The organism is Stutzerimonas nitrititolerans, assembly GCF_003696285.1.
Classification (GTDB): domain Bacteria; phylum Pseudomonadota; class Gammaproteobacteria; order Pseudomonadales; family Pseudomonadaceae; genus Stutzerimonas; species Stutzerimonas nitrititolerans.
Map to the genome: position 1 here is coordinate 338,320 of NZ_RFFL01000002.1, position 26,144 is coordinate 364,463.

Annotated in this window: 24 protein-coding genes; 14 read left to right on the forward strand and 10 right to left on the reverse strand. The window is 64.9% G+C overall.

Features of this window, described 5'->3' with window-relative positions; translation table 11 throughout:
* Positions 1 to 21 precede the first annotated feature (21 nt).
* Genes EA795_RS03650 through EA795_RS03665 form a run of 4 tightly spaced genes read left to right on the forward strand, consistent with a single transcriptional unit; the run spans position 22 to position 2,574 of the window.
* Positions 22 to 444 (forward strand): DUF4426 domain-containing protein, encoded by a 423-nt coding sequence (locus EA795_RS03650; RefSeq protein WP_058074446.1) that lies wholly within the window; start codon positions 22 to 24, stop codon positions 442 to 444.
* Positions 441 to 1,034 (forward strand): RdgB/HAM1 family non-canonical purine NTP pyrophosphatase, encoded by a 594-nt coding sequence (gene rdgB, locus EA795_RS03655; RefSeq protein ID WP_058078357.1) that lies wholly within the window; start codon positions 441 to 443, stop codon positions 1,032 to 1,034. The genes EA795_RS03650 and rdgB overlap by 4 nt, the downstream gene beginning before the upstream one ends.
* On the forward strand, positions 1,031 to 2,242 hold the full coding sequence (gene hemW / locus EA795_RS03660; RefSeq protein WP_240644982.1) for a radical SAM family heme chaperone HemW: 1,212 nt from the start codon (positions 1,031 to 1,033) through the stop codon (positions 2,240 to 2,242). Before rdgB ends, hemW begins: the two co-directional genes overlap by 4 nt.
* Positions 2,243 to 2,250: 8 nt before the next feature.
* Positions 2,251 to 2,574, forward strand: coding sequence for a DUF3392 domain-containing protein (locus EA795_RS03665; RefSeq protein WP_014851206.1), 324 nt, complete (start codon positions 2,251 to 2,253; stop codon positions 2,572 to 2,574).
* A gap of 758 nt (positions 2,575 to 3,332) precedes the next feature.
* Here EA795_RS03665 and EA795_RS03670 read toward each other — a convergent pair.
* The 5 genes from EA795_RS03670 to EA795_RS03690 form a co-directional block, all read right to left on the reverse strand.
* Positions 3,333 to 4,670 (reverse strand): DUF1329 domain-containing protein, encoded by a 1,338-nt coding sequence (locus EA795_RS03670; protein ID WP_122075618.1) that lies wholly within the window; start codon positions 4,668 to 4,670, stop codon positions 3,333 to 3,335.
* Between the two features lie 129 nt (positions 4,671 to 4,799).
* The gene (gene trmB, locus EA795_RS03675) at positions 4,800 to 5,510 is read right to left on the reverse strand and encodes a tRNA (guanosine(46)-N7)-methyltransferase TrmB (RefSeq protein WP_014851204.1); all 711 of its coding nucleotides are present in this window, start codon (positions 5,508 to 5,510) and stop codon (positions 4,800 to 4,802) included.
* 73 nt (positions 5,511 to 5,583) lie between these two features.
* On the reverse strand, positions 5,584 to 6,378 hold the full coding sequence (locus EA795_RS03680) for a thiazole synthase (protein ID WP_014851203.1): 795 nt from the start codon (positions 6,376 to 6,378) through the stop codon (positions 5,584 to 5,586).
* 84 nt (positions 6,379 to 6,462) lie between these two features.
* Complete coding sequence (gene thiS, locus EA795_RS21285) at positions 6,463 to 6,663, reverse strand: sulfur carrier protein ThiS (RefSeq protein ID WP_014851202.1); 201 nt, start codon at positions 6,661 to 6,663, stop codon at positions 6,463 to 6,465.
* Positions 6,664 to 6,767: 104 nt separating this feature from the next.
* Positions 6,768 to 7,142 (reverse strand): DUF423 domain-containing protein, encoded by a 375-nt coding sequence (locus EA795_RS03690; protein WP_122075620.1) that lies wholly within the window; start codon positions 7,140 to 7,142, stop codon positions 6,768 to 6,770.
* A 70-nt stretch (positions 7,143 to 7,212) separates the two neighbouring features.
* On the opposite strand from EA795_RS03690, the gene mtgA reads away from it, so the two are divergent.
* The 3 genes from mtgA to EA795_RS03705 all read left to right on the forward strand — a co-directional run bounded on the left by mtgA (position 7,213) and on the right by EA795_RS03705 (position 12,721).
* Positions 7,213 to 7,941 (forward strand): monofunctional biosynthetic peptidoglycan transglycosylase, encoded by a 729-nt coding sequence (mtgA, locus tag EA795_RS03695; protein ID WP_122075622.1) that lies wholly within the window; start codon positions 7,213 to 7,215, stop codon positions 7,939 to 7,941.
* Positions 7,942 to 8,121: 180 nt separating this feature from the next.
* On the forward strand, positions 8,122 to 10,059 hold the full coding sequence (dibA, locus tag EA795_RS03700; RefSeq protein WP_122075624.1) for a phosphodiesterase DibA: 1,938 nt from the start codon (positions 8,122 to 8,124) through the stop codon (positions 10,057 to 10,059).
* Between the two features lie 121 nt (positions 10,060 to 10,180).
* Positions 10,181 to 12,721, forward strand: a complete 2,541-nt coding sequence (locus EA795_RS03705; protein WP_014851198.1) for a CHASE domain-containing protein — start codon at positions 10,181 to 10,183, stop codon at positions 12,719 to 12,721.
* 166 nt (positions 12,722 to 12,887) lie between these two features.
* Here EA795_RS03705 and rpoH read toward each other — a convergent pair whose 3' ends face one another.
* The 4 genes from rpoH to ftsY form a co-directional block, all read right to left on the reverse strand.
* Positions 12,888 to 13,742 carry an RNA polymerase sigma factor RpoH gene (rpoH, locus tag EA795_RS03710; protein WP_058078363.1) on the reverse strand — a complete coding sequence of 285 codons (855 nt, stop codon included), beginning with the start codon at positions 13,740 to 13,742 and terminating at the stop codon, positions 12,888 to 12,890.
* 111 nt (positions 13,743 to 13,853) lie between these two features.
* Positions 13,854 to 14,867, reverse strand: coding sequence for a permease-like cell division protein FtsX (gene ftsX / locus EA795_RS03715; RefSeq protein ID WP_122075626.1), 1,014 nt, complete (start codon positions 14,865 to 14,867; stop codon positions 13,854 to 13,856).
* Positions 14,864 to 15,535, reverse strand: coding sequence for a cell division ATP-binding protein FtsE (ftsE, locus tag EA795_RS03720; protein WP_014851195.1), 672 nt, complete (start codon positions 15,533 to 15,535; stop codon positions 14,864 to 14,866). Before ftsE ends, ftsX begins: the two co-directional genes overlap by 4 nt.
* Positions 15,532 to 16,857 (reverse strand): signal recognition particle-docking protein FtsY, encoded by a 1,326-nt coding sequence (ftsY, locus tag EA795_RS03725; RefSeq protein ID WP_014851194.1) that lies wholly within the window; start codon positions 16,855 to 16,857, stop codon positions 15,532 to 15,534. Before ftsY ends, ftsE begins: the two co-directional genes overlap by 4 nt.
* A gap of 308 nt (positions 16,858 to 17,165) precedes the next feature.
* Between ftsY and EA795_RS03730 the strand changes: the two genes are divergently transcribed.
* Genes EA795_RS03730 through EA795_RS03745 form a run of 4 tightly spaced genes read left to right on the forward strand, consistent with a single transcriptional unit; the run spans position 17,166 to position 21,696 of the window.
* Positions 17,166 to 18,521, forward strand: a complete 1,356-nt coding sequence (locus tag EA795_RS03730; RefSeq protein ID WP_122075628.1) for a M16 family metallopeptidase — start codon at positions 17,166 to 17,168, stop codon at positions 18,519 to 18,521.
* A complete protein-coding gene (locus EA795_RS03735) occupies positions 18,514 to 20,043 on the forward strand; it encodes a M16 family metallopeptidase (protein ID WP_058078367.1) in 1,530 nt (509 codons plus the stop codon). Before EA795_RS03730 ends, EA795_RS03735 begins: the two co-directional genes overlap by 8 nt.
* The gene (gene rsmD / locus EA795_RS03740) at positions 20,043 to 20,636 is read left to right on the forward strand and encodes a 16S rRNA (guanine(966)-N(2))-methyltransferase RsmD (RefSeq protein WP_058078368.1); all 594 of its coding nucleotides are present in this window, start codon (positions 20,043 to 20,045) and stop codon (positions 20,634 to 20,636) included. Before EA795_RS03735 ends, rsmD begins: the two co-directional genes overlap by 1 nt.
* Positions 20,637 to 20,673: 37 nt before the next feature.
* Entirely contained in the window at positions 20,674 to 21,696 is a 1,023-nt protein-coding gene (locus EA795_RS03745) for a hydrolase (RefSeq protein WP_122075631.1), read from the forward strand.
* A 5-nt stretch (positions 21,697 to 21,701) separates the two neighbouring features.
* Here the strand turns inward: EA795_RS03745 and EA795_RS03750 are convergent, their stop codons facing one another.
* Positions 21,702 to 22,361 carry a TetR/AcrR family transcriptional regulator gene (locus tag EA795_RS03750; protein WP_122075633.1) on the reverse strand — a complete coding sequence of 220 codons (660 nt, stop codon included), beginning with the start codon at positions 22,359 to 22,361 and terminating at the stop codon, positions 21,702 to 21,704.
* Between the two features lie 117 nt (positions 22,362 to 22,478).
* Here EA795_RS03750 and EA795_RS03755 point away from each other — a divergent pair, with 117 nt between their 5' ends.
* From EA795_RS03755 to EA795_RS03765, 3 genes are read left to right on the forward strand one after another with little or no spacing between them, the layout of a single operon-like run.
* On the forward strand, positions 22,479 to 23,909 hold the full coding sequence (locus EA795_RS03755) for a coniferyl aldehyde dehydrogenase (RefSeq protein ID WP_205891465.1): 1,431 nt from the start codon (positions 22,479 to 22,481) through the stop codon (positions 23,907 to 23,909).
* A 1-nt stretch (position 23,910) separates the two neighbouring features.
* The gene (locus EA795_RS03760) at positions 23,911 to 24,435 is read left to right on the forward strand and encodes a twin-arginine translocation pathway signal protein (protein ID WP_122075635.1); all 525 of its coding nucleotides are present in this window, start codon (positions 23,911 to 23,913) and stop codon (positions 24,433 to 24,435) included.
* Positions 24,436 to 24,470: 35 nt separating this feature from the next.
* On the forward strand, positions 24,471 to 26,054 hold the full coding sequence (locus EA795_RS03765; protein WP_122075637.1) for a GMC family oxidoreductase: 1,584 nt from the start codon (positions 24,471 to 24,473) through the stop codon (positions 26,052 to 26,054).
* Positions 26,055 to 26,144 lie beyond the last annotated feature (90 nt).

The window sequence follows — 26,144 nt, forward strand, 5'->3', positions numbered from 1 at the left end:
TTCACTGATGGAGGGAATACCATGAAACGCAGTCTGATCTGCCTGCTGGCCCTGCTGTTGACGATGCCGGCCTGGGCCGAACGCAAGCACAGCTTCGGCGAATACGACGTGCACTACATCGCCTTCAACTCCGGCTTCCTGCAACCGGACATCGCGGCCGCCGCCGGCCTGGTGCGCAGCAAGGCCCAGGGCGTGGTCAACGTTTCGGTGCTCAAGGCGGGCAAACCGACGGTGGCGCTGGTCAGCGGTACCGTCAAGAACCTGCTGGGCCAGGATAGGCCGCTGACCTTCAAGCAATTGAAGGAAGGCGAAGAAGCCATCTACTACCTGGCCCAGTTCCCCTTCGATTCGCGCGAGACGCTGCGTTTCAACCTGACCGTGCAGCCCATGGGCGAAGAGCCGGTCAGCTTCAACTTCACTCAGGAATTCTTCCCGGACGAATGATGCCTTTCAAAGAACTGGTGCTGGCCAGCCACAACGCCGGCAAGCTCAAGGAACTCCAGGCCATGCTGGGCGACGCCGTACGCGTGCGTTCGGTGGGTGAATTCAGCGATGTGGAACCGGAAGAAACCGGCCTGTCGTTCATCGAGAACGCCATCCTCAAAGCCCGTAACGCCGCGCGGGTGTCCGGCCTGCCGGCCCTGGCCGACGATTCCGGCCTTGCGGTCGATCATCTCGGTGGCGCCCCGGGCATCTACTCGGCGCGCTATGCCGACGGCCAGGGCGATGCGGCGAACAACGCCAAGCTGCTGGACGTCCTGAAGGACGTACCGGACGCCGAGCGCGGCGCCCAGTTCGTCTGCGCCCTGGCGCTGGTACGCCACGCCGAGGACCCGCTGCCGATCATCTGTGAAGGACTCTGGCACGGGCGCATCCTGCATGCGCCACGTGGCGAACAGGGCTTCGGCTACGACCCGCTGTTCTGGGTGCCCGAGCGCGACCGCTCCAGCGCCGAGCTGACGCCCACCGACAAGAACCAGCTCAGCCACCGCGCCCGGGCCATGGCGTTGCTCAAGGCGCGGTTGGGGATATGAAAGCCGCAAGCTGCAAGCCACAAGCTGCAAGCGAAGACGACTCGGGCAACTTGCCGCTTGGAGCTTGCCGCTTGGAGCTGCCGCCTCTGGCGGCCTATGTGCATATCCCCTGGTGTGTGCGCAAGTGCCCGTACTGTGACTTCAATTCCCATGCGGCCGGGCCGCAGCTGCCGGAAGATGAATACGTCGCGGCGCTGCTGGCCGATCTCGACGAGGATTTCGATCAGGTTCAGGGCCGCCGGCTCGGCTCGATTTTCTTCGGTGGCGGCACGCCCAGCCTGTTTTCCGCCCAGGCACTGGGCCGGATTCTCGAAGGGCTGGAGCAGCGTGTCGGCTTTGCCGACGACATCGAGATCACTCTGGAAGCCAACCCGGGCACTTTCGAACAGGCCAAATTCCGCGATTACCGCCGCCTCGGCATCAATCGCCTGTCCATCGGCGTGCAGAGCTTCCAGCCAGCCAAGCTGAAGGCCCTGGGCCGCATCCACGATGGCGACGAGGCCATTCGCGCCGCCGACATGGCTCGCGCCGCCGGTTTCGACAACTTCAACCTGGACCTGATGCACGGCCTGCCCGGGCAGAGCCTGGACGATGCGCTGAGCGACCTGCGTACCGCCATCGCCCAGCAACCGACACACCTGTCCTGGTATCAGCTCACCGTCGAGCCCAACACCGAATTCTGGAACAGGCCGCCACAACTACCCGAGGACGACACCCTCTGGGACATCCAGGAGGCCGGTCAGGCGCTACTCGCCGAACACGGCTACGCCCAGTACGAAACCTCGGCCTATGCCCAACCCGGCCGCCAGGCGCGGCATAACCTCAACTACTGGACCTTCGGCGACTTCCTCGGCCTCGGCGCGGGCGCCCACGGCAAGATCAGCCGGGGCGACGGCCACATCCTGCGCAACTGGAAAACCCGCCTGCCCAAGGACTATCTGGACCCGGCCAAACGCTTTCGCGCCGGTGAAAAGCAGCTGCAGGCCGAGGAACTGCCCTTCGAATTCCTGATGAATGTGCTGCGCCTCACCGACGGCGTGCCGGCGCTGTTGTTCACTCAGCGCACCGGTTTGCCCTTGGAGCGCCTGGCCGAAGCCCGCCGCGAAGCCGAAGCCCGTGGGCTGCTGGTCGTCGACCCGCAACGCCTGGTGGCGACGCCCAAGGGCCAGCTGTTTCTCAACGATTTGCTGCAACTCTTTCTGCCATAGGATTTCGCATGGATTTGCTACTCGACCTGATCGCCACCCTGTCGCGCTGGAGCCGCAGTCATCTTTCGGATATATCCCTGGCGATCATGGCCACGCTGTTCGTGCTGTTCGGGCCGGTGCTTAATGCCTGGGTGCAGAGGAACATCGCAGGGCTGAACTTCATCCTGCGGACGTTGCTGTTCGTGGTGTTCTGTGCGGTGGTCTATGGACTGGGGATCATCTACCTGAGCCCCTGGTTGGCGAAGGGGCTGGCGCAGTTCAACAACTACACGCTGGCGCCGGTGTTGATTCTGGTGTTGTTCATTATTGGGGTGGTGGCTGATCGGAATTAGAGGTTGTTTCTTGGCATTGGCGTCCAAGACTGATTGGGACCACAACGCTTTCCTCGGCTGGGTCTACAGATTGCGCCTTGCACGGCGCCTTACTTTTCTTTGTTTGCGCAAAGAAAAGTAAGCAAAAGAAAGCGCACCCCGACATCCGGGTCCGGCCTGCGGCCAGACTTCCCTCACTCCGGTGCTGCTCCGGGGGCCGTCACGGAGGGGCGTCCCTGTCCCTTCGTTCCTCGCTCGGCGTCCATGCCTCGCGTCCCCCTACGCAACACCTCCACTCGGCCTCTCTGACGGGGATATGAGTCCGAGTCGCCTGGAAGATCGAGAATTTGCTTTGGCTTTTTGGCCCGACGCACAAACCATCAGACGACACCAACCGCCCCTGTCAGGAGGGTGAGTGGAACCGTTGTGTAAGGGAGCGAACCGCATGGATGCGGCGAGAGGACTAGGCGTCCCCGCTTAAAGGGCCATGGACGGCCCTTGTAAGCCGGCCCCTGGAGCAGCGGTGGAGCGAACGAACCCTGCTCGCAGCGCAGGGCCGTATGTAGGGGCAAGCGTTTTTGGTTACTTTTTTCGGGGCCGGCCACCCGGCGATTGGAAAAAGTGACTCGCCCAGCAGGGCGAAACCCGCGCCATCAAGCAACTCGCTAATCGCTAATCGCTAATCGCTAATCGCTAATCGCTAATCGCTAATCGCTAATCGCTAATCGCTAATCGCTAATCGCTAATCGCTAATCGCTTTGAAAGCGCCCCAGCCCTCCTCAGTTCCCCCCTCTCCTCAACGCCGCCGGCGAGAAGTCCCGCGGGCTGAGCCTTGCACCGAAATCGTACATCTGCTCGTTGTTGTCCAGCCCATCGACGAAGTAGTTGCCATCCTCGAGGTGGTACAGCGTCTCGAGCGTACTGGCGAACATCGGCACCTCGTAGTAGCTGATCGGATGGCTTTCCTGAAGCCCGATCAACTCGTTGTCTTCATCGAACAGATCCACCGCCAGGATCTGCCAGCTGTCCTCGTCGATATAGAAGCGACGCTTGTCGTAGGGATGGCTGAAACCCTTGCGCAGGCTCGCTTCGACGATCCACACGCGGTGCAGCTCGTAGCGCAGCAGTTCCGGGTTGAGCGTGCGTGGCCCCACGATCTCGCCATAGGCAATACCCTGCTGGTGCACCGCATAGCTGTTGTACGGCATCAGCATTTCGCGCTTGCCCACCAGCTTCCATTCATAGCGGTCGGGTGCGCCGTTGAACGAGTCGACCACGTCCGCGGTGGCCAGGCCGCTGGTGTCCGGCTGCAGGGAGTCGTAGGCCAACGAAGGCAGGCGGCGCACCCGGCGATCGTCCGGGCTGTAGCGCCAGGCCTTGCGGATCGACAGCACCTGGTCCATGGGATCCTGCACCACCAGGGCGGTGCCCGAGAGTTTCGCCGGCGCCGTCACCCGGTACTTGTAGTACAGCAGCGTGTTGTCCAGTCCCTGCTCGTCCATCCCCTCGCGGTTATAGACATAGAAGATGTGCCGGTCGCGCTTGATGAAGCTGGCGCGCCCGTTGATCACCACCGCCTGGTTGTTGACGAAGTGAGTCTGGTCGCCCTTGTAATGCAGCACATGGTTCCAGATCGCTTCCATGCCATCCTGCGGAATCGGGAAGGGAATACCGGCGAACGCACCCTTGATGCCATTGCCGTTGGCGATCAGCTCGGCATTGACGGCGTTGGCGCGCGTCGCGTCGTAGATGCGCTGCGGCGCCGACGCACTGCGCCGCGAAGGAAATACCCGCAGGTAGTAATCGGGGTAGCGCTCCAGCAGGGCGCGCTGCCCCTCGGGCAGCAGAGCGGCATACTGCGAGACATTGCTCTGGTCGACCTTGTAGAGCACCGGGTCGGCCGCGAAGGGGTCCGGATGGTGCATGCCCGGCGTGTAGCCGGCCGGTGGCTGTACGCCTCCCGTCCAGGCAGGGATGCTGCCGGCGGCATTGTCTGCACGTTCGGCGCCCAGCGGAGTGAGATCCTGCCCCAGGCGCGCGGCCTGGGTTGCATCGACCTTTGCCTGGACCTGGAAGGCGCATGCCGCCAGGACTAGAAATCCTAATTTTCTGAACATCTTTCGCTCCTTTGCAGGCTCGCATGCAGGCCTGCACGTAAACCGCGGCCGACTGGCCGCAGCATTTCTTCCGGCAAGGCAGATCGAGAGCCATCCCGCTGGCCCTGCTGTGGCGCTGATCGCGCGCTATCAGGCGTTGCGCTGGAACTTCAGATCCCAGACACCATGACCGAGGCGTTCGCCGCGTCGCTCGAACTTGGTGACCGGCCGCTCCGGCGGGCGCTCCACGTATTGTCCGTCGACGGCCTGATTGACATAGCCGGGCGCAACGCTCATGACCTCGAGCATGTACTCGGCGTAGGGCTGCCAATCGGTGGCCATGTGCAGCACGCCCCCGACCTTCAGCTTCTGCCGCACCAGCTCGGCGAAAGCAGGCTGGACGATCCGGCGCTTGTGGTGGCGGCTCTTGTGCCAGGGGTCGGGGAAAAACAGCAGAACCCGGTCCAGGCTGGAATCGGGGACACATTCACGCAGCACTTCCAGCGCGTCGCAACTGTAGATGCGCACATTGCTCAGATTTTGTGACAGAAGTCCGCCCAGCAGCGCCCCGACGCCGGGCTTGTGCACTTCCACCCCGATGAAATCCTGCTCGGGCGCCGCGGCGGCCATCTCCAGCGTGGAATGCCCCATGCCGAAACCGATTTCGAAGGTGCGTGGCGCCTGACGGCCGAATACCTCGTCGAAATCACGCATGCCGTCGGCCAGTTCCAGGCCGAAGCGCGGCCAGCCCTGGTCCAGCCCGCGCTGCTGGCCTTCGGTCATGCGCCCGGCGCGCATCACGAAGCTTTTGATGGTGCGCATACGGCGCTGGCCGTCGGCCGGGGGGACGATGTCACTCATGAACGAACCTGCAGATAGAAAGAAAAAAAGCCGCACGGCGCAATGGCGGTGCGGCATGAACCCGGGCTCAGGCTTAGCGGATCAGCCCTTCCAGCGGCGACGAGGCGCTGGCGTAGAGCTTCTTCGGCATGCGGCCGGCGAGATAGGCCAGGCGACCGGCCTCGATGGCGTACTTCATCGCCTCGGCCATCAGTACCGGATGCTGCGCATGGGCGATGGCGCTGTTCATCAGCACCGCTTCGCAGCCCAGCTCCATGGCGATGGTCGCATCGGACGCCGTACCGACGCCAGCATCCACCAGCACCGGCACCTTGGCTTCCTCGAGGATGATGCGCAGGTTGTACGGGTTGCAGATGCCCAGGCCGGTCCCGATCAGCCCGGCCAGCGGCATCACCGCGATGCAGCCCATTTCGGCCAGCTGGCGCGCGATGATCGGATCGTCGCTGGTGTAGACCATGACGTCGAAACCGTCCTTGACCAGCACCTCGGCGGCCTTGAGCGTCTCGATGACGTTGGGGAACAGGGTCTTCTGGTCGGCCAGTACTTCCAGCTTGACCAGCTTATGGCCATCGAGCAGTTCACGGGCCAGGCGGCAGGTACGCACGGCCTGTTCGGCGTCGTAGCAACCGGCGGTGTTCGGCAGGATGGTGTAGCGCTCCGGCGAGATCACGTCGAGCAGGTTGGGCTCGCCGGGGTTCTGTCCGATGTTGGTCCGGCGCACCGCTACCGTGACGATCTCGGCGCCCGAGGCCTCGATGGCGACACGGGTTTCCTCGAGATCCTTGTACTTGCCGGTTCCCACCAGCAAGCGCGACTGGTAGGTGCGGCCAGCAAGCGTGAAGGGTTTGTCGTGCGGAATTTGGCTCATGCGACCATCCTGTACAGGCGTAATGAAGCGAGAAGAACGTCGCTGCACGGGCGACGTGCGGAAATACGGATGCAGCGGGTACCGTCAGCCACCACCGATGGCATGCACCACCTCTACTTGGTCGCCTTCACCCAGCAGGGTGGCGGCGTGCTGGCTGCGCGGAACGATGTCCTGGTTGAGTTCGACTGCCAGACGGCGCCCGGTCAGCTCCAGGCGCTGCAGCAGATCGGCCACCGACTGACCATCGGGGAGCTCATAGCGCTCGCCGTTCAACTGAATGTGCATAGTGCTCGCCACTGTCGGAAAGAGGGCCCGCATTCTAGCCCGAAGCCGACAGCTGACCAAGGCGACAGCCGCCGCCATTCATCCTGTACCGGCGCGGGATCGCTTCAGCGACGAAACCCCCAGGCTGCCAAGCCCAGGCACAGCCAGCCGGCGAGAAAGGCCGTGCCGCCCAATGGCGTGATGATGCCGAGCTTGCCGATGCCGCTCAGGGTCAGCAGGTACAGGCTGCCGGAAAACAGCAGGATCCCGAGGGTGAACAGGCCGCCCGCCACTTTCAACAGCTTGCTCGGCAGGTGCAATGCGAGCAGCGCGACACCGAACAGAGCCAGGGCATGGATCAGTTGGTAGTGCACGCCGGTCTGGAACACCGCGAGATACTCGGCACTGAGGCTGCCACGCAGGCCGTGGGCGGCGAAGGCACCCAGCGCCACGCCGGTCAGCCCGAAGAACGCGGCCAGCAAAAGAAACGAACGGATCATCAGGGGGTTACCGATCAGCGCTGTACGAGGCCGCTATAATGCCCGCTCTCCTCGGCCTCGACCAAGCGACATGTTCCGATCCCTGCTGCGCCGTCTTTTCAAGTTGCTGCTCTGGCTCGTTGCGCTGTCGGCGCTGCTGGTGTTGTTGCTGCGCTGGGTTGCGCCGCCGTTCACCGCGCTGATGATCGAGCGCAAGGTACAATCCTGGTCCAGCGGCGAAAGCATCGACGTGCAGCGCAGCTGGCGCCCCTGGAGCGAGCTGCCGGACGACCTGAAGATGGCGGTGATCGCCGCTGAGGATCAGAAGTTCGCCGAACACTGGGGCTTCGACGTCGCCGCGATCCGTGCGGCCCTGGCGCACAACGAACAGGGCGGCTCGTTGCGTGGCGCCAGCACGCTGAGCCAGCAGGTGGCCAAGAACCTGTTCCTCTGGTCCGGCCGCAGCTGGCTGCGCAAGGGCGTCGAGGCCTGGTTCACGGCACTGATCGAACTGCTCTGGCCTAAGCAACGAATCCTCGAGGTGTACCTCAACAGCGTCGAATGGGGCGTCGGCATCTTTGGCGCCGAAGCGGCGGCGCAGCACCATTTCGGGGTTGGCGCGCCTTATCTGTCGGCCCGGCAGGCCAGCCTGCTCGCCGCCGTGTTGCCCAACCCGCGCGAGTGGAGCGCCGGCCGGCCCAGCGCCCGGATAAACAGTCGCGCCGCCTGGATTCGCCAGCAGGTACGCCAGCTCGGCGGCAGTCATTATCTGCGCCAGCTACGACCGGAGTATCCCGCCTGGTGGCCTGCGCGACTCTAGGGTCTGCTGACGTTTCGTCCGCGACCGCCTGACACCACTCATCGCGCGCCTCGGCATTTCCCACATAATCCACATGGCCAAATATGATAGCGTTGCGCCGCCATACCAGTAGCGCAGCATGCCCTCCTGTCCTTGCTCCTCGTTGTTGCTCTTCATGCATTACCTGACGGATTTGAAGAAATGAACCCGCCACTCCTGCGATTGTGTCTGTGCTACGCCGTACTCTCGCTGCTTTGGGTGCTGCTCGGCGAATCGCTGCTGCACAGGCTGATCGCTGACCCGAAACATTCGATTCTCTGGCAGCTCGCCAAGGGCGCCTTCTTCGTCATTCTGACCAGCGTCCTGATGTACAGGCTCGGCCAGCATTACCAGAACCGCCTGGCCGCCCAGCAGCTGGCGCGCCGCGCCGACGAAAGCAGCCTGCGGCAGGCCGCTGCCGTATTCGACAGCACCCAGGAAGGCGTTCTGGTCACCGACCCGCAGCAGCACATCGTGCATGTGAACCCGGCGTTCAGCCGCATCACCGGCTACGCTGCCGAGGAGGTGCTCGGGCAGACGCCGAAGCTCTTCGCCTCCGGCAAGCACGACGCGGCCTTCTACCAGACCATGTGGCACGACCTGCACAAGCATGGCATCTGGAGTGGCGAGATCTGGAACCGTCGCCGCAGTGGCGAGGTGTACCCGCAATGGCAGAACCTGCGCAGCATCCGGGACGAACAGGGCCAGGTCAGCCATTACGTCGCGGTGTTCTCCGATCTCTCGGCGCTCAAGCGCTCGCGCGATGAACTCGACCGCCTGGCGCACTACGACCCGCTCGTCGGCCTGCCCAACCGCCTGCTGTTCAGCGAGCGGGCCAAACAGGACCTTGACCGAGCCCGCAACGCCAAACGGACTGGCGCACTGCTGCTGATCGACCTCGATCATTTCAAGGACATCAACGAAAGCCTCGGACACAGCGTTGGCGACGCCCTGCTGCAGGCCGTGGCCACGCGGCTGGTCACCCACCTGCAGGATGGCATGACGCTGGCGCGGATCGGTGGCGACGAGTTCGCCATGCTCTGCGAGAACTACAGCGCCGACCAGGCCGCCGCGCTTGCCGTGCGGATTCTCGAGCATCTCAGCCAGCCCTATCACCTGAACGATAACGACCTGTTCTGCAGTGCCAGCATCGGCATCGTGCCCTACCCCGATCAAGTGCAGAACGTCGAGCAACTGATGCGGAATGCCGACTCGGCGCTGTTCAAGGCCAAGGGCAAGGGCCGTTCCACCTACGCCTTCTACAGCCATGAACTGACCAGCCAGGCGCAACAACGTGTCGAGCTCGGCGTAGCACTGCGACAGGCGCTGGAGCAGCAGGAACTGCGCGTGCACTACCAGTCGATCTACGACCTCGAGAGTGGCCGCATCGTCGGTTTCGAAGCGCTGGTGCGCTGGCAACACCCCGAGCAGGGACTGATTCCCCCCGGCACCTTCATTCCGGTCGCCGAGGAAAGCGGCCTGATCAGCGCCATCGATCACTGGGTGCTGGAGCAGAGCTGCCGGCAGATGCGCAAGTGGCTGAGCAGTGGTTTGTCATTGAGCTTCGTCGCTGTGAACATTTCCAGCCGCCTGTTCAGCAACGCGGCGCTGGACCGGGAAATCGCGCGAATCCTGTTCAATACCGGGCTGGAGGCGAAGTACCTGGAGCTAGAAATCACCGAAAGCGCGGTGATGCAGGATCCCGATGCCGCCGTCGAGCTCCTGCAGCGCCTGCGCGCGCTCGGCGTACAGCTGGCCATCGACGATTTCGGCACCGGCTATTCGTCGTTGCTGCGCCTCAAGCGCATGAACGTGCACAAACTGAAGATAGACCAGGGCTTCGTCAGCGGCCTTCCCGACGATCGCGACGATGCCGCCATCACCCGTTCGGTCATCGGCCTGGCGCATAACCTGGGCTTGCAGGTCGTCGCCGAGGGGGTCGAATCCTCCCGGCAGGCGGCGTTCCTTCTGGAACACGGTTGCGACTATGGCCAGGGCTACGGCTTCGCCCGGCCGCAACCCGTGGCCGACATCGACTGGCAGGCCACCGGGATGGACTATGGGCAGCATGCCCTGCGATTATCGCCCATGCATAGTTAGCGTCTGGAGCCGCCTTCAGGTCTTCGACGCTTGCCAGGAGATCTGCAGCCGTGCCCTTGGAACGCCGCCCCGGTCTCGATAGCCTTGATTTCCGATCTTGCCGAAGGGCGCTGTGAGTAGGATGAGCGAACCGTCCACCATCAAATCTGCCCGCGTAGACCTGCCGCAGTTGTTCAACTGGCGCAACGGCATCGCCTGGCTGGTGCTGGCGTTCACCCTGCTGGGCCAGTTGCTCATTCTTCAGCAGTTGCGCGCCAACAGCGATCGGGCGGCCGAGCAACAGTTCGAACTGCTGGTCGGCAAGGTCACCAACGCCATCGAGCAACGCCTGATCGATCATGAGCAGATTCTGTTCGGTGCCGCCGGCCTGTTCGCCGCGAGCGGAGAGGTATCGCGGGCGCAATGGCGCGCTTATGTCGAGCGCCAGCAACTGGCCGATCGTTACCCCGGCATCCAGGGCGTCGGGTTCAGCAAGGTGGTAAGGGCCTCCGAGCGGGACGCCCATGAGCAGAGTATCCGCGCCGAGGGCTTCACCGATTACCGCATCCAACCTGAAGGCGAGCGCCCGGTGTACATGCCGATCGTCTACCTCGAGCCGTTCAACGATCGCAACCGGGCCGCCTTCGGGTACGACATGTACGCCGAACCGGTTCGCCATCAGGCCATGCGCCAGGCGGCCTCGACCGGAAAGTCGCGCATCTCGGGCAAGGTGGTCCTGCGCCAGGAAACCCACGGCAAGGTGCAGGCGGGCGTGCTGATCTACGTGCCCCTGTATCACCCCGCGATGCCGCTCGAAACAGCTGAACAGCGGATGGACGCCTTGCTCGGCTTCGCCTACAGCCCCTATCGCATGGACGATCTGATGGAGGGAATCCTGGGCGCTGCCGATCTGAATCTCAGCCTGCGCATCTACTCCGGACCGACGCAGCAGGCCGAGCAACTGCTGTTCGCCAGCAAGGAACATGCGCCGGGCGACGCCGCCCACAGCCAGGACGTGCAACTGAGCATCTACGGCGGCACCTGGACGCTGCACATGGAAAGCCTTCCCGCGTTCGAGTCCGGCTTCAGCGCCAACGAGGGGCTGGTGGCCATTCTGGGCGCCGGCATCAGCCTGCTGTTGTTCTTCCTGATTTCGTCGCTGGCCTTCCGGCAGCGCCGTGCCGAAATCCTCGCCGGACAGATGACCGAACGCATCCGCGAGAACAAGCGGGCCCTGCAGCTCAGTGAAGAACGCCTGAGCCTGGCGCTCAAGGGCAGCAACGACGGCCTGTGGGACCTCAATCTGGCGGCCGATACCTTCTACGCATCGCCACGCACCTGGCACATGCTCGGCTACCAACCCGGCGAACTGCAGCTGAGCACCCGGCTGTGGGAACAGGTGCTGGTCGCCGAAGACCTGCCTCGAACCCGCGCGCAACTGGCGCAGACCATGCTGTCCCGGCTTGATCAGTTCACCAGCGAGCTGCGCTTCCGGCACAAGGACGGTCGCACGGTACCGGTGCTGGTGCGTGGCTACATACAGCGCGACGCCCAAGGCCAGCCGCTGCGCATCAGCGGCACCAGCATGGACCTCACCGAGCACAAGCGCATCGAGCAGATGAAGAACGAGTTCGTCTCCACCGTCAGCCACGAACTGCGCACACCCCTGACCTCCATCAGCGGCGCCCTCGGCCTGATCAACGGCGGCGCACTGGGTGAAGTGCCGCCCGCCATGCAGCAGATGCTGGAAATTGCCTACCGCAACAGCCAGCGCCTGGGCCATCTGATCAACGACCTGCTGGACATGGAGAAGATCGCCGCTGGCAAGATGTCGTTCGACATGCACGAGCATTCCCTGCGCCAGTTGCTGGAAGAGGCGCTGGCCAGCAACCAGGCCTTCGCCGCCCAGCTCGGCGTCAACTGCGTGCTGCGCGAAGCGGTGGACGTCCAGGTCTGGGTAGACGCCTCGCGCCTGCAGCAGGTCCTCGGCAATTTCCTTTCCAACGCCATCAAGTACACTCCCGAAGGCGGCGAAGTCAGCCTGCATTGCAGCGTGCCCGACGCCACGCACGTGCGCATCAGCGTCACGGATCAGGGGCCGGGCATCGCTGCGGAATTCCGGGCACGCGTCTTCGAGAAGTTTGCCCAGGCGGACGCCTCCGACAGCCGGCAGAAGGGCGGCACGGGTCTCGGATTAGCGATCACCAAGGAATTCATCGAGCGGATGGGCGGCAAGGTCGGCTTCGACACGGCCGAAGGACAGGGCACGACGTTCTGGTGCGAACTGCCGATACTCGAGACCTGCGCCTCGACGCCGGAGCCTGGCCGGGGGCACCTGCTGGTGGTCGAAGACGAACCCGATACTGGCCGCCTGCTGTATCTGATGCTGCATGACGCGGGCTATTCGGTGGAACGCGTGCAGAGCCTGCATGCGGCTCGGGAAAAGCTCGCCGACCATCGCTACGACGCCATCACGCTGGACCTGCACCTGCCCGACGGCAGCGGCGCGCAGCTGATCGAGGAAATCAGGCGCAACCCTCTGACGCGGCACCTGCCGATCGTCGTCATCTCCGCGGCGAGCCATTTCGATGAAAAAACGCGCGACCCGCGCGTCGTGTGGCTGCACAAGCCGATCAGCACCGCGCAACTGCTGGTCGCACTCGGCAAGGCGCTGAACGACTGAAGCGTTCATGAAACCGAGGCTGGACGAGCCCAGGATCATGAGCGCAGGACTTCACTGACGAATCGTTCGCCGGCCCGATTGCCGGCGAGAACCCGGCGAGCCGCCACGCACACAAAAAAGGCGCTGCAGGCAGAACCTGTAGCGCCTCCTGAGCCTGCAGAAAAAATCAGGCCTGGATGGAACCCTTGAGCTTGTTCATGGCGTTCTTTTCCAGCTGGCGAATACGCTCGGCAGAGACGCTGTACTTGGCCGCCAGGTCATGCAGGGTGGCCTTCTCTTCGCTCAGCCAGCGCTGTTGCAGAATGTCGCGGCTGCGCTCGTCCAGCGTTTCCAGCGCCTCGTGCAGACTGGAATTGGAACTGTCGCTCCAGTCGGCATCTTCCAGTTGGCGAGCCGGGTCGTAGCGGTGATCCTCAAGATAATGCGCCGGCGACTGGTAGGCGCTGTCGTCGTCGGCATCGGCTGCCGGATCGAACGCCATGTCGTGGCCGGTCAGCCGGCTTTCCATCTCGCGCACTTCGCGCGCCTCGACGCCGAGGCTGTCGGCCACGCGCTCGACTTCGTCGTTGTTCAGCCAGGCCAGACGCTTTTTCTGGCTGCGCAGATTGAAGAACAGCTTGCGCTGCGCCTTGGTGGTGGCGACCTTGACGATGCGCCAGTTGCGCAGGATGAATTCGTGAATCTCGGCCTTGATCCAGTGCACCGCGAAGGACACCAGGCGCACACCCATTTCCGGGTTGAAGCGTTTGACCGCCTTCATCAGGCCGACGTTGCCTTCCTGGATCAGGTCGGCCTGGGCCAGACCGTAGCCGGAATAGCTGCGGGCGATGTGGACGACGAATCGCAGGTGGGCAAGAACCATCTGACGAGCGGCTTCGAGGTCCTGATGGTAGAACAGGCGCTCGGCCAGATCGCGTTCCTGCTCGACCGTTAGCAGCGGAATGCTGTTGACCGTCTGCACATAGGCTTCGAGGTTGCCCCCGGGAACCAGTGCGTGAACAGGTTGCAGAGTAGATGTCATGCAGATCCTCCGATAGTGAAGCTGCAGCAGTTTAGCATTGCCCGATCAGACTGCAAACCTGTGGAAAAGTTCCACGACAACCTGGCAAAAGCCTTTTGTAACAATGACTTATCAACGCGGCGCCAGTTCGCTCAGATGCCGTGCGACGGCCAGCCAGGCTCCGATGTAACCCAGCAGCAGCGCCCCCAGCACCAGCGAGAAGCCATCTTCGGTGGGCACGCCGGCCAGGCCGAAATCGCTGCCGTAGAGCCCCGCCAGGTCGATCACCGCCTCGTTCAGCCAGCCCAGTCCGTAGGCCAGCAGCAGCCAGGCGATCAGTCCCGCGCCCAGGCCATAGAGCGCGCCCATGTAGAGGAAGGGTCGGCGCACGTAGCCATCGGTGCCACCGACCAGCTTGACCACCTCGATCTCGGTGCGCCGATTCTCGATGTGCAGGCGGATGGTGTTGCCGATCACCAGCAGCAGGGTGGCGATCAGCAGCAGCGTCAGGCCGAAGACGAAGCGGTCGCCCAGCTTGAGAATCGCCGCCAGTCGCTCGACCCAGAGCAGATCCAGCTGGGCCTGCTCGACGCCGGGCAGTTCAGCCAGGCGCTGGCGCAGCGCTTCCAGCTTGGCCTTGTCGACCTCATTGGGCGTGACCACGACTACACCGGGCAGCGGATTGTCCGGCAGTTCGCGCAACGCCTCGCCCAGGCCCGACAGCTGCTGGAATTCCTCCAGCGCCTGCTCGCGACTGATCCATTCGGCGTCAGCGACATCCGGCATTTCCAGAATCTGTTCGCGCAGCGCCTGGCCGGCGGCGGCATCGGTTTCCAGTTGCAGGTACAACGAGATCTGCGCCGCCCGCTGCCAGGAGCCGCCCAGGCGCTCGACATTGTCCAGCAGCAGCGCCAGGCCCATGGGCAGGCTCAGCGCGACGGCCATCACCAGGCAGGTGAAGAAGCTGCCGATCGGCTGCTTGACCAATCGCCCGACACTGTCGACCAGGCTCGCGCGATGGCTTTCCAGCCAGGCATGGAACAGGGTCTTGAAGTCCGGTTCGTCGGGGTTGTGTTGCGGCGCTTTCTTCACCGTGCCGCCCACGCGCTCGGCGGTACTCGGGTTGGATTTGCGTTCGGCGCTCATCGGGCGGCCTCCCCGTCGCCGATCAGGCGGCCACGCTGCAGGGTGAGCATGCGATGGCGCATGCGGGCGATCAGCGCCAGGTCGTGACTGGCGATCAGCACCGTGGTGCCGAGGCGGTTGATGTCCTCGAACACGCCCATGATCTCCGCCGCCAGGCGCGGGTCGAGGTTGCCGGTGGGTTCGTCGGCCAGCAGCAGCGCCGGACGGTGCACCACGGCGCGGGCGATGCCGACACGCTGTTGCTGCCCGGTGGACAGGTCCGAGGGATATTGCAGCGCCTTGTCCTTGAGGCTGACGCGCTCCAGCGCGGTCATCACCCGCTGGCCGATCTCGCGCTTGTTCAGACCGAGGATCTGCAGCGGCAGCGCGGCGTTGTCGAATACCGTGCGGTCGAACAGCAGCTGGTGATTCTGGAACACCACGCCGATCTGCCGACGCAGGAAGGGAATCTGCGCATTGCTGATGCGCGACAGGTCCTGCCCGGCCAGCAGCAACTTGCCGCTGGTGGGTCGTTCCATCGCCAGCAGCAGACGCAGCAGCGTGCTCTTGCCGGCGCCGGAATGGCCGGTGACGAAGAGGAACTCGCCGCGCTGCACCTGGAAGGACAGTTCATGCAATCCGACATGACCGTTGGGATAGCGCTTGCCGACCTGGTCGAAACGGATCATGACGGGGGGTTACCTGCGCTCGTGCCTTTTTCGGCGAACAACGCGCTGACGAAGGCATCCGCCTCGAAGGCGCGCAGATCGTCGATGCCCTCGCCCACGCCGATGTAGCGGATCGGCGTGCCGAACTGCTTGGCCAGGGCGAAGATCACCCCGCCCTTGGCGGTGCCGTCAAGCTTGGTCAGCACCAGTCCGGTGAGCTCTACCGCCTGGTTGAACTGCCTGGTCTGGTTGATGGCGTTCTGGCCGGTGCCGGCGTCGAGCACCAGCAGCACTTCGTGCGGCGCTGTCTCGTCCAGCTTGCCCATGACCCGGCGGACCTTCTTCAGCTCCTCCATCAAATTGTCCTTGGTGTGCAGGCGACCGGCGGTGTCGGCGATCAGCACGTCGACGCCACGCGCCTTGGCGGCCTGCACCGCATCGAAGATCACCGAGGCGGAATCGGCGCCGGTGTGCTGGGCGATCACCGCGATGTTGTTGCGCTCACCCCATACCTGCAGTTGCTCCACGGCGGCGGCCCGGAAGGTGTCGCCGGCGGCGAGCATGACCTTCTTGCCTTCGAGCTGCAGCTTCTTGGCCAGCTTGCCGATGGTGGTGGTCTTGCCAACGCCATTGACGCCAACCACCAGGATCACGAAGGGCTGCTTGCCGGCATCGATCCGCAGTGGTTGCTCCACCGGCTTGAGCAGGCCGGCCAGCTCTTCCTGCAGCGCCTTGTACAGCGCACCGCTGTCGGCAAGTTCCTTGCGCGAGACGCGACGGGAAAGGTTCTGCATGATCGCCGTGGTGGCCTCGACGCCGACGTCGGCGGTCAGCAGGCGGGTTTCCAGCTCGTCCAGCAGGTCGTCGTCGATGGCCTTCTTGCCGAGGAACAGGCTGGCCATGCCTTCGCCGATGCTGGCACTGGTCTTGGACAGGCCCTGCTTGAGGCGGGCAAAGAAGCCCAGCTTGGCAGGCTGCTCCTCTGCCACGGGAACCGGTGCCGGTTCGACCGCGATTTCCGCGAGCGCCGGAGCTTCCGGCACATTCATGGATTCGTCGATTTGTGCGACCGGCTCAGGCTCGGTTTCAGGCTCAGGCTGAGATGCGACTTCCGGCTCAACCTGCACTTCGGCGATGGGCTCGGGCTGCTCGGCCTCGACCTCGGCCAACTGCTCTCGGGCTTGCTCGTCGGGTTCGTCGGCGAACGGCTGGCTGTCTTCCAGCGGCTCGGATGGTGGCGGCTCGGCGGCCGGGGTCTGCGGCTTCTTGCGCAGCCAGCCGAACAGGCCTTTCTTCTCGCCGGCCTCGGCCGGCGCCTTCTTATCGTCGTTGGAACCAAACATGGAGAAGATTTTCTCAAGAGGGCGAAACGCCGGCGGCCATGCCACCGGCCAGACGGGGGCTATCCTAGCACCGTGCAACCGACTGCGCTAAACACCACTGTAGGGCCGAACTTGTTCGGCCAGGGACGCAGAGGCCGAGTAAATTCGGCCCTACGGTCGTCATGGGAGATTACGCTCCCGTCATATACCGATGCAGATCGATTCACGCGCCACTTTGCCCCGATCACGACGCGCCAGTACCATGCCCCCGCGTGTTTCCGCCGGCCAGCACCATACGGCGGGATTCATTTCTGAACGAGTCTTTCACTATGCCCCCGATGCTACGACGCGCCGCCGCCCTGTTGTTCGCCGCTCTATACCTGCCACTGGTGACCGCAGCCGACATTCAACCCACCCACGAATTCTTCCTGGACAACGGCCTCAAGGTGATCGTGCGCGAGGACCACCGCGCCCCCGTGGTGGTGTCCCAGCTCTGGTACAAGGTCGGCTCCAGCTACGAAACGCCCGGGCAGACCGGCCTTTCCCACGCGCTGGAACACATGATGTTCAAGGGCAGCCGCAAGCTCGGCGCCGGCGAGGCTTCGCGCATCCTGCGCGAGCTCGGCGCCGAGGAGAACGCCTTCACCAGCGACGACTACACCGCCTATTACCAGGTGCTGGCGCGCGATCGCCTGGCAGTGGCCTTCGAGCTGGAAGCCGACCGCCTGGCGAGCCTCAAGCTGCCGGCCGACGAATTCGCCCGCGAGATCGAAGTGATCAAGGAAGAGCGCCGGCTGCGCACCGACGACAAGCCCAGCTCGCTCGCCTACGAGCGCTTCAAGGCCATGGCCTACCCGGCCAGCGGCTACCACACGCCGACGATCGGCTGGATGGACGACCTCGATCGCATGACCATCGAGGAGCTGCGCGCCTGGTACCAGGCCTGGTACGCGCCCAACAACGCCACCCTGGTGGTGGTTGGCGACGTGACGGCCGAGGAAGTGCGCAGCCTGGCCGAACATTATTTCGGCCCGATCGAAAAGCGCGCGGTTCCCAGCGCCAAGCGTCCGCTGGAACTGGACGAACCCGGCGAGCGCCGCCTGACCCTGCACCTCAACACCCAGGTACCGAGCCTGATGATGGCGTTCAACACGGCCAGCCTGGCGACCGAGACGGACAACCCGCGGCAGATCCATGCACTGCGCCTGATCGCGGCACTGCTCGACGGCGGCTACAGCGCGCGCCTGCCGCAGCAGCTGGAACGCGGCGAGGAATTGGTGACCAGCGCCGCCGCCTGGTACAACGCCTATGCCCGCGGCGACAGCCTGTTCGTGCTCAGCGCGGCGCCCAATATGCAGAAGGGTCGTACCCTCGAAGAGGTGGAAGCCGGCCTCTGGAGTCAGCTCGAACAGCTCAAGCAGACCGCCCCCACCGCGGAAGAACTCGAGCGGGTTCGCGCCCAGGTCATCGCCGGGCTGGTCTACGAGCGCGACTCCATCACCCAGCAGGCCACCACCATCGGCATGCTGGAAACCGTGGGCCTGTCCTGGCGCCTGATGGACGAGGAGCTCGCCGCCCTCGAGGCCGTGACGCCGGAGGACATCCAGCAGGCCGCCCGCACCTATTTCACCCGCTCGCGCCTGAGCGTTGCCCATGTTCTGCCCGAGGAGTCCGGCGATGAGTGATCGCAACCTGCTGCGTCGCGGCCTGTACGGCCTGGCCCTGCTCTGCGCTTTCGGCCTGGCCGCCTGCGACAGCGAGACCGGCGAGACGGTCGCCTCCATCCCGCCCGCGAAGAATGTCGCCACACCGGCCGAATCCGGCCAGGCCATTGCCAAGGCGCAGGACGAAACCCGCCTGGAGTCGCTCGACGAGCTGGACGACCAGCCCCTGCCGCGGCGCAAGCTGGACATCCAGAGCTGGCAGACCGAAGGTGGCGCCAAGGTGCTCTTCGTCGAAGCCCATGAATTGCCGATGTTCGACTTGCGCCTGACCTTCGCCGCCGGCAGCAGCCAGGATGGCGGCACGCCCGGCCTGGCCATGCTGACTAACGCCATGCTCAACGAAGGCATCGAGGGCAAGGACGTCACCGCCATCGCCGAAGGCTTCGAAGGCCTGGGCGCCGATTTCGGCAACGGCTCCTACCGCGACATGGCCATCGCCAGCCTGCGCAGCCTGAGCGCGGCGGACAAGCGCGAACCGGCGCTGCAGCTGTTCAGCCAGGTGGTCGGCCAGCCGAGCTTTCCCGAAGATTCGCTGCAACGCATCAGGAACCAGGTGCTGACCGGCTTCGAGTTCCAGAAGCAGAACCCCGGCAAGCTGGCCAGCCTGGAGCTGTTCGAGCAGCTGTACCAGAACCACCCCTACGCCCACCCCAGCGAAGGCACGTCCGAATCCATTCCCGGCATCGGCATCGCCCAGCTGCGCGACTTCCATGCCAGGGCCTACACCGCCGGCAACGTGGTGATCGCGCTGGTCGGCGACCTCAGCCGCGAAGAGGCCGAGGCGATCGCTGCGCAGGTTTCCGCCGCACTGCCGCAAGGCGCGGCGCTACCGCCACCGCCCGTGCCACAAGCGCCCGCCGCGACGCACGAGCACATCGACTTTCCGTCCAACCAGACCCATCTGCTGCTGGCGCAGCTCGGCATTCCCCGAGGCCACCCGGACTATGCCGCGCTCTACCTGGGCAACCAGATTCTCGGCGGCGGCGGTTTCGGCACCCGGTTGATGGAAGAGGTGCGTGAAAAACGCGGGCTGACCTATGGCGTCTACTCCGGCTTCAGCCCCATGCAGACCAACGGCCCCTTCATGATCAACCTGCAGACCCGCGCCAACATGAGCGACGCCACCCTGCAACTGGTGCAGCAACTGGTGGGTGAGTTCCTCGAAAAAGGCCCGACCGAGGCCGAGCTGGAGCGCAGCAAGCGGCAGATCGCCGGCAGCTTCCCGCTGTCCACCGCCAGCAACGCCGATATCGTCGGCCAGCTGGGCAGCATCGGCTTCTACGACCTGCCGCTGACCTACCTGGAAGATTTCATGCAACAGGTCCAGGCGCTGTCGGTCGAAGACGTCAAGGTGGCGATGAACGAGCACCTGCGCGCGGACGGCTTCGTGATCGTCACCGCCGGCCCCGAGGTCGAGCAGAAGCCATTGCCGCCACCGAGCGAAAAGCCCCTCGAGCAACCCAGCAGCGTTCCGGAGCATTGATGGCCAACCCACCCATTCGCCCTTCCGCCCACGGCGGCCAGGGCCAGCTGCGCATCATCGGTGGCGAGTGGCGCAGCCGGCGCTTCGCCTTTCCCGACGCCGAAGGCCTGCGCCCGACGCCGGATCGCGTGCGCGAAACGCTGTTCAATTGGCTCGCACCCTATATGTCCGGGGCGCGGGTGCTGGATGCCTTCACCGGCAGCGGCGCGCTCTATCTGGAAGCGCTGTCGCGCGGCGCCAGCATGGCGCTGGCGCTGGACCTGAACGCCAACGCCATCGCCAGCCTGCGCAAGCACCTGGATACGCTCAAGTGTGGCCAGGGCCAGCTGTTGCAGAGCGACGCCCTGCGCTACTTGGACACCCAGACACCGACGCCTTTCGACCTGGTGTTCCTCGACCCGCCATTCAACAAGAACCTGCTGCAACCGGCCTGCGAACTGCTGGAAAGCAAGGGCTGGCTGGCCGACCACGCCTGGGTCTACACCGAAAGCGAGGCCGTGCCATCGAGCCTCGACCTGCCCGGCAACTGGCGACTGCACCGGGAAAAGAAGGCCGGCAACGTCCATTACGCGCTATGGGAGCGCAACGCCTGATCAGACTGACCGTCACTATTACCTGCTGCGCCCGCGCATGACCGCCACGCATCCCCCTACTCGTCCCGGTACCGCCGCCGACGGAGCTTTCGCACCGGCCTGGTGGCTGCCGGGCGGTCATCTGCAGACGCTGTGGAATCCCTTCTGCCGGCGGACCACTCCGCTGGCGCGCCGGCGTGAACGCCTGTGGCTGGCCGATGGCGACTTCATCGACCTCGACTGGCATGGCCCGCACGACCCGACGGCGCCGCTGGTGCTGATCCTGCACGGCCTGACCGGTTCCTCCCACTCGCATTACGTACTCGGCCTGCAGGCGCAGCTGGCCGCGCGCGCGCAGGCCAGCGTCGCGATCAACTGGCGCGGCTGCTCCGGCGAGCCGAACCTGCTACCGCGCGCCTATCACTCCGGCGCCAGCGACGACCTGGCCGAAGTCATCGCCCATCTGCAGGCCACACGACCAATGGCTCCGCTGCAGGCGGTGGGTTATTCGCTGGGCGGCAACGTGCTGCTCAAGTACCTGGGCGAAGCCGGCGGCACGACGCCGCTGCACAAGGCCGTGGCGGTCTCCGTGCCGTTCCGCCTGGACCAGTGCGCCGACCGCATCGGCATCGGCTTCTCGCGCGTCTATCAGGCGCACTTCATGCGCGAGATGGTGGCCTATGTGAAGGACAAGCAGCAGTCGTTCACCCGCCAAGGCGCCACCGAACACCTCTCGGCGCTGCAGCGCCTGGGGCCATTGACGGGCCTGCGCACCTTCTGGGATTTCGACGGTCGCTTCACCGCACCGCTGCATGGCTACAGCGATGCCAGCGACTATTATCGGCGCGCCTCCAGCCGCTACTTCCTGCCGGACATCCGCATCCCGACCCTGCTGATCCAGGCCGAGGACGATCCCTTCGTGTTCCGCCACAGCGTGCCCGAAACGGCCGAGCTCTCGGCGACCACGACGCTGGAGCTGCACCGCAGCGGCGGCCATGTCGGATTCGTCGAAGGCTCCCCGACCCGCCCGCGCTACTACCTGGAGCGGCGCATACCGCAGTGGCTGTCGCAGGGCAGCTGACGAAACTACCCCAGCGCCAGCGGCACGTGCAGCCGCTCGAGCAGGCGCTGCACTTCTGGTCGCGCGGCCGGCGCAACGAAACCCTGCTCCAGCGCCAGCACCTGGAAGATGCCGCGCCGCAGCAGGTCCTGGCTGAGCGGTGCCGGGGCAGCGCCGCCCACGGTGCCGAGAAACTGCACCCAGGACGTCAGGATGATCCAGGCATTGATGGCCAGCGCCTCGATCTGCGCGGGGCTCATCCGTAGCACGCCCGCCTCGACGAAGCCCCGGTAGATCGTCTGGGCGCTGTCCAGGCTGCGACGGGCGAACTGCCCATAGCGCTCGGCCAGCTGTGCGTCGGCCGCCAGCAGATGTTCCAGGTCCCGATGCAGGAAACGGAACTGCCACATGGCCGCCAGCAACGCCTCGAGATAGAGGGCCTTGTCCTCGACGGTCAGCGGGCGCGCCGGCGGCAGACGCAGGAAGTCATCCACCTGTGCCTCGTACGTGGCGAACAGCTCGGCGATGATCATCTGCTTGTTGCGGAAGTGGTAGTAGAGGTTGCCCGGCGAGATGCCCAGGTGCGCGGCGATGTGGTTGGTGGTCACGCTGCGCTCGCCCTGGCTGTTGAACAGCTCCAGGCTGGCCTGAAGGATGCGTTCGCGGGTCTTGGGTTTCGCAGTCATCGGGAATCCGTGATGGTGGATCTCAAGCGCAAAGATACCCCTGGCGGCCTCTCGATTGACAGACTAGAGCAAAGACTCTAAAACCATCCAACCACTCGCCCTCACCGGAACATCGCCATGCAAGCCACCGCCGCCCAACTGGACCCGATGAACTCCGAGATCGAACGCCTGCAGCCGCTGCTAGAGCGCCAGCGCCGCGCCTTCCAGGCCGCTCCCTATCCGGATGCCGCAGCACGCCTGCAATGGCTCGACGCCCTGCAGCGTCTGCTCGCTAGTAATCAACAGGCGATCATCGAGGCCATCAGCTCGGATTTCGGCAATCGCTCGGCGGACGAGACCCGGCTGGCGGAAATCATGCCCAGCCTGCACGGCATCCACTACGCCAGGCGCCGCCTGCGCAAATGGATGAAGCCATCGCGGCGCAGTGTCGGGCTGGCCTTCCAGCCGGCCAGTGCGAAGGTGGTGTACCAGCCGCTGGGCGTGGTCGGCATCATCGTGCCCTGGAACTACCCGCTCTATCTCTCCATCGGCCCGCTGATCGGTGCGTTGGCAGCGGGCAACCGGGTGATGCTGAAGATGAGCGAATCCACACCTGCCACCGGGCAGTTGCTGAAGGATCTGCTGGCACAGGTATTCACCGAGGATCAGGTCGCCGTCGTGCTGGGCGAAGCGGACGTGGGTATCGCCTTCTCGCGGCTGCCCTTCGATCACCTGTTATTCACCGGCAGCACCAGCATCGGCCGCCAGGTGATGCGCGCCGCAGCGGACAACCTGACGCCGGTGACCCTGGAGTTGGGCGGCAAGTCGCCGGCCATCGTCTCGGCCGGCGTGCCTCTGGAGGATGCCGCCGAGCGCATCGCCTTCGGCAAGACGCTCAATGCCGGCCAGACCTGCGTCGCGCCCGACTACGTGCTGGTGCCCAAGGATCGCCTGGAAGGCTTCGTCGAGGCCTACCGCCAGGTCATCCAGCGCTTCTATCCGCAGCTGGCCGACAATCCGGACTACACCTCGATCATCAACCCGCGCCAGTACGCCCGTCTGCAGGACTATCTGGGCGATGCCCAGGCCCGAGGCGCGCGTCTGCTGCCGCTGTTCGAGAAGGGCCAGGCACGGCGCATGCCGCACCACCTGCTGCTGAACGTGACCGACGAGATGCGGGTGATGCAGGACGAGATCTTCGGCCCGCTGCTGCCCGTCGTGCCCTATGACGACCTGCAGCAGGCCCTGGCCTACGTCAACGCCCGCCCGCGACCGCTGGCGCTCTACTATTTCGGCTACGACAAGGCCGAGCAGCAGGCCGTACTGGAAAACACCCATTCCGGCGGCGTCTGCCTCAACGACACTCTGCTGCACGTCGCCCAGGATGACCTGCCCTTCGGCGGCGTCGGTCCCTCCGGCATGGGGCATTACCACGGCCACGAGGGTTTCCTGACCTTCAGCAAGGCCAAGGGCGTGTTCGTCAAGCAACGCTTCAATGCCGCGCGGATGATCTACCCGCCCTACGGCAAAGCGCTGCAGAAGCTGGTCTACAGGCTGTTCGTGCGCTGAGATGAACGCCTTCTCCCGCCGCGACCTGCTCAGGGTCGGCCTGTTCGGCAGCGCCACCCTGGCCACCGCGGGCCTGCTCGGCAGCCTCTCCGGGTGCAGCGCCGAAGGGCCGGCCAACGGCTTCACCATGCTGCGCGACAGCGACCTGCCGCTGCTGCGCCGCGTGACGCAGGTGGTGCTGCAAGGCGCCGTGCCCGAGGCGAAGATGCCCGCCGCCGTGCAAGACACCCTGCACAATCTCGATCAGGGCCTGACCCACGTCTCGCCGGCGCTGTACCGCCAGGTGTCGCAGCTGTTCCACCTGCTCGCCCTGCCCGTCACGCGCGGTCCGCTGACAGGCATCTGGGGCAGTTGGGAACAAGCCGACGACGAAGCCGTCGAGGCCTTCCTGCGGCGCTGGGAGAACAGCGCTCTCGCGCTGCTGCGCCAAGGCCATGCAGCACTGTTGCAGATGATCCAGATGGCCTGGTACGGCTGCCCCGAAGCCTGGGGCCACTGTGGTTACCCCGGCCCGCCGCCCATCTAGCAAGCCGTTAAAAACCACCTGCCAGGAAGAATCCGATGCCTGTAATCGACCCCATTGCCGAAGGCCTGGCGCGCTGGACGACCTATGACGGCTCGCGGCTCGACCGGGACATCTCCCTGGAAGCCGATATCGCCATCGTCGGCAGCGGTGCCGGAGGCGCCACCAGCGCGGAAATCCTCAGCGCGGCAGGCTTCAAGGTGCTGCTGATCGAGGAAGGTCCGCTGCGCAGCAGCCGCGACTTCGACATGCAGGAATCGCGCGCCTACGCCTCGCTCTATCAGGAAGGCATCGGCCGCACCAGCAAGGACGGCGCCATCACCATCCTCCAGGGCCGTGCGGTGGGCGGCTCGCCCCTGGTGAACTGGACATCCAGCTTCCGCACGCCCGTACCGACGCTGGAACACTGGGCGCGGGAACATGCAGTGGCTGGCCACGACGAAGCGGACCTGGCGCCCTGGTTCGAACGCATCGAGCAACGCCTGGGCATCGAGCCTTGGGCCATGGCGCCCAACGCCAACAATCAGGTGATCCGCGACGGCTGCGCAAGGCTCGGTTACAGCTGGGCGGTGATTCCGCGCAACGTGCGCGGCTGCTGGAACCTCGGCTACTGCGGCATGGGCTGCCCGACCAACGCCAAGCAGTCGATGCTGGTGACCAGCATTCCCGCCACACTGGAAAATGGCGGCGAACTGCTCTACCTGGCCCGTGCCGAGCGCCTGGAAATCGCCAACGGCCGAGTGACCGAACTGCAGTGCCTGGGGATGGATTCGCGCTGCGTCGCGCCCAACGGGCGGAAAATTCGCGTGCGTGCCCGCCACTACATCCTCGCGGGTGGCGGCATCAATACGCCGGCGATCCTGCTGCGCTCGGAGGCGCCGGACCCGCACCAGCGCCTGGGCAAGCGCACCTTCCTGCACCTGGTGAACTTCTCCGCCGCGCAGTTCGACGAGGTGATCAACCCTTTCTACGGCGCGCCGCAGTCGATCTATTCCGACCAGTTCCAGTGGAACGACGGCATTTGCGGGCGCATGTCCTACAAGCTGGAGGTGCCGCCCATCCACCCGGCACTGGCGGCCACCCTGCTGGGCGGTTTCGGCGCCGAGAGCGCGCTGCGCATGGAGCAATTGCCCCATACCAACGCCATGCTGGCGCTGATGCGCGACGGCTTCCACCCCGACAGTGCCGAGGGCCGGGTGCAGTTGCGCGGCGACGGCACACCGGTGCTGGACTACCGCATGACCGCCTACACCTGGGACGGCATCCGCCGCGCCTACCACAGCATGGCCGAGATCCAGTTCGCCGCCGGCGCCAGGGCCGTGCTGCCGCTGCACAGCGATGCCGACTACGTGAAAACCCCCGCCGCCGCGCGGCGGATGATCGACACGCTGAGCCTGGAACTGTATCGCGCACGCCTCGGCAGCGCCCACGTGATGGGCGGTTGCGCCATGGGCGAGGACCCGCGCGGGGCGGTCGTCGACAGCCTGGGCCGGCACCATCAGCTGAAGAACCTGTCGATCCACGACGGTTCGCTGTTCCCCACCAGCATCGGCGCCAATCCGCAGCTGTCGATCTATGCCCTTGCGGCGAAACTCGCCAGCCTGTTGGCCGAGCGCCTGTAGCGGGCGGAAATCACTTGCTTGCCACGACTCGGCTCGCGGGGCATTGTCGCTTTACGCTGCCGATACCGAGCCGCTACCATCCACACCCCC

Excerpts from the sequence above, each read along its gene's own strand:
- EA795_RS03650 (WP_058074446.1), top strand. The coding sequence starts at position 22 with ATGAAACGCAGTCTGATCTGCCTGCTGGCCCTGCTGTTGACGATGCCG.
- rdgB (WP_058078357.1), top strand. The coding sequence starts at position 441 with ATGATGCCTTTCAAAGAACTGGTGCTGGCCAGCCACAACGCCGGCAAG.
- hemW (WP_240644982.1), top strand. The coding sequence starts at position 1,031 with ATGAAAGCCGCAAGCTGCAAGCCACAAGCTGCAAGCGAAGACGACTCG.
- EA795_RS03665 (WP_014851206.1), top strand. The coding sequence starts at position 2,251 with ATGGATTTGCTACTCGACCTGATCGCCACCCTGTCGCGCTGGAGCCGC.
- EA795_RS03670 (WP_122075618.1), bottom strand. The coding sequence starts at position 4,670 with ATGTTCAGAAAATTAGGATTTCTAGTCCTGGCGGCATGCGCCTTCCAG.
- trmB (WP_014851204.1), bottom strand. The coding sequence starts at position 5,510 with ATGAGTGACATCGTCCCCCCGGCCGACGGCCAGCGCCGTATGCGCACC.
- EA795_RS03680 (WP_014851203.1), bottom strand. The coding sequence starts at position 6,378 with ATGAGCCAAATTCCGCACGACAAACCCTTCACGCTTGCTGGCCGCACC.
- thiS (WP_014851202.1), bottom strand. The coding sequence starts at position 6,663 with ATGCACATTCAGTTGAACGGCGAGCGCTATGAGCTCCCCGATGGTCAG.
- EA795_RS03690 (WP_122075620.1), bottom strand. The coding sequence starts at position 7,142 with ATGATCCGTTCGTTTCTTTTGCTGGCCGCGTTCTTCGGGCTGACCGGC.
- mtgA (WP_122075622.1), top strand. The coding sequence starts at position 7,213 with ATGTTCCGATCCCTGCTGCGCCGTCTTTTCAAGTTGCTGCTCTGGCTC.
- dibA (WP_122075624.1), top strand. The coding sequence starts at position 8,122 with ATGAACCCGCCACTCCTGCGATTGTGTCTGTGCTACGCCGTACTCTCG.
- EA795_RS03705 (WP_014851198.1), top strand. The coding sequence starts at position 10,181 with ATGAGCGAACCGTCCACCATCAAATCTGCCCGCGTAGACCTGCCGCAG.
- rpoH (WP_058078363.1), bottom strand. The coding sequence starts at position 13,742 with ATGACATCTACTCTGCAACCTGTTCACGCACTGGTTCCCGGGGGCAAC.
- ftsX (WP_122075626.1), bottom strand. The coding sequence starts at position 14,867 with ATGAGCGCCGAACGCAAATCCAACCCGAGTACCGCCGAGCGCGTGGGC.
- ftsE (WP_014851195.1), bottom strand. The coding sequence starts at position 15,535 with ATGATCCGTTTCGACCAGGTCGGCAAGCGCTATCCCAACGGTCATGTC.
- ftsY (WP_014851194.1), bottom strand. The coding sequence starts at position 16,857 with ATGTTTGGTTCCAACGACGATAAGAAGGCGCCGGCCGAGGCCGGCGAG.
- EA795_RS03730 (WP_122075628.1), top strand. The coding sequence starts at position 17,166 with ATGCCCCCGATGCTACGACGCGCCGCCGCCCTGTTGTTCGCCGCTCTA.
- EA795_RS03735 (WP_058078367.1), top strand. The coding sequence starts at position 18,514 with ATGAGTGATCGCAACCTGCTGCGTCGCGGCCTGTACGGCCTGGCCCTG.
- rsmD (WP_058078368.1), top strand. The coding sequence starts at position 20,043 with ATGGCCAACCCACCCATTCGCCCTTCCGCCCACGGCGGCCAGGGCCAG.
- EA795_RS03745 (WP_122075631.1), top strand. The coding sequence starts at position 20,674 with ATGACCGCCACGCATCCCCCTACTCGTCCCGGTACCGCCGCCGACGGA.
- EA795_RS03750 (WP_122075633.1), bottom strand. The coding sequence starts at position 22,361 with ATGACTGCGAAACCCAAGACCCGCGAACGCATCCTTCAGGCCAGCCTG.
- EA795_RS03755 (WP_205891465.1), top strand. The coding sequence starts at position 22,479 with ATGCAAGCCACCGCCGCCCAACTGGACCCGATGAACTCCGAGATCGAA.
- EA795_RS03760 (WP_122075635.1), top strand. The coding sequence starts at position 23,911 with ATGAACGCCTTCTCCCGCCGCGACCTGCTCAGGGTCGGCCTGTTCGGC.
- EA795_RS03765 (WP_122075637.1), top strand. The coding sequence starts at position 24,471 with ATGCCTGTAATCGACCCCATTGCCGAAGGCCTGGCGCGCTGGACGACC.